Source organism: Actinomycetota bacterium (assembly GCA_030650795.1).
Lineage (GTDB): Bacteria > Actinomycetota > Actinomycetes > S36-B12 > S36-B12 > UBA11398.
The window spans coordinates 1-1,467 of record JAUSDJ010000012.1 but is presented as its reverse complement, the minus strand read 5'-3'; the positions used below and the strand labels follow the sequence as shown (position 1 = coordinate 1,467).

The following is a 1,467-nucleotide window of genomic DNA, read 5'->3' as shown; positions in this document are numbered from 1 at the left end:
TGTTGAACCAAACCGATAATGTCCCCTTGATTCCAAAATAGAAATGTCCCCTATCGACTCGATTCTTTGCGAGGGTTGGGTCGGTGGAGAGGACGAGGATGTCGGAAGTCGAGCTTATGCGCGCTGAGGTGTGCGTGCGAGTGGTTTCTGGGGAATTCAATGTTGCTGAGGCAGCGTTGCGGCTGGCGCTGAGCTATCGGCAGATGAAGCGGCTCTTGCGGCGCTATCGGAAGCGAGGCGCTGCTGGCCTGGTACACGGAAGTCTGGGACGGTCGTCAAATCGTGCGCGGCCGCTGGCGGAAATTCGTGCCCGGGCTCTGGATCTGATTCGAGCGCACTACAGCGGGCCGCCGGATGAGCGATTCGGTCCGAGATTGGCGGCCGAGCATCTGGAATCGGATCACGGGATCAAGGTATGTCCGGAGACGTTGAGGCTCTGGATGCTCGATGCCGGGCTGTGGTCGCTGTCGCGGCGGAGGAAGCCCTACCGACAGCGTCGGGAGCGGCGGGCTCATTTTGGTGAGTTAGTGCAGGCCGACGGGAGCTTCCACGGATGGTTGGAAGATCGTGGTCCGAAGGGTTGGCTGATCACCTATGTTGACGACTCGAGGAGCGAGTCGCTGGCACGTTTTGCCGATGCTGAGTCTACGTGGGCGGTGGCCGAGGTGCTGGAGGAGTGGATTATGGAGTATGGCATTCCCAAGGCGCTGTATGTTGACGGTGGAGGTGCGTTTGGCTCGCAAGGGCGGCGGAAATCAGTTGGTTCTACGCAGTTTGGGCGAATGTGCAAGCAACTCGGCATCCATCTCATCCACGCTCGCTCGCCGCAGGCCAAAGGCAGAGTTGAGAGGGCCCACGGGACGCATCAGGACCGTTTGATCAAGAAAATGCGTCTCGCGGGAATATCAAACTACGCAGATGCAAACCGGTTTCTCAAGAATTATCTGATAGACCACAACCGGAGGTATTCCGTCCCGTCGAGAGATGAAGCGAACTTTCACCTGCCACTAAGCGGGTCGCTCGATCTATCACGCGTTTTTTCGATTCATTCAGAGCGCAGGGTGAGCCTCGATTCGGTTGTGTGTTATGATCGCCGCCGGTTTCAGCTGACCAGAACAACGCGTTTGGTCGCGGGGCAGAAAGTCTCAGTGGAGGAGTTGAGAGACGGGAGCGTGCGGATTTTCGCATCAGGCATCGAGCTCTCCTGGACTGAGATCACCGATAACGTGCTGATGCAAACCGGCGAACCGGTGCGCGATCATAACTCAGTAAACCGGCGGCCGACGGACAACCATCCGTGGCGGTATCCGGGTTACGATCGGGCCACTGCTGAAGAAAAGCGGCGGCAACGCGTGATGTCCTTCCAAACCCCGCCAGCTGAGCAGTCAGAAGTTCCAATAACAACATGAACCCAAGGGGACATTTCTACTTTGTTAAGACGGGGGACATTTCTACTTTGGCTTGACA

The 1,467-nt window shown here is 57.3% G+C and carries 1 protein-coding gene; it reads left to right on the top strand.

Annotated elements, in window-relative coordinates; all coding sequences use genetic code 11:
• Positions 1-98 precede the first annotated feature (98 nt).
• Positions 99-1,409, top strand: coding sequence for an ISNCY family transposase (locus Q7L55_03675; protein ID MDO8731658.1), 1,311 nt, complete (start codon positions 99-101; stop codon positions 1,407-1,409).
• The last annotated feature ends 58 nt before the right edge of the window (positions 1,410-1,467 follow it).

What these genes read in the sequence shown, in the direction of transcription:
- Q7L55_03675 (MDO8731658.1), top strand. Translation starts at nt 99, where the DNA reads ATGTCGGAAGTCGAGCTTATGCGCGCTGAGGTGTGCGTGCGAGTGGTT.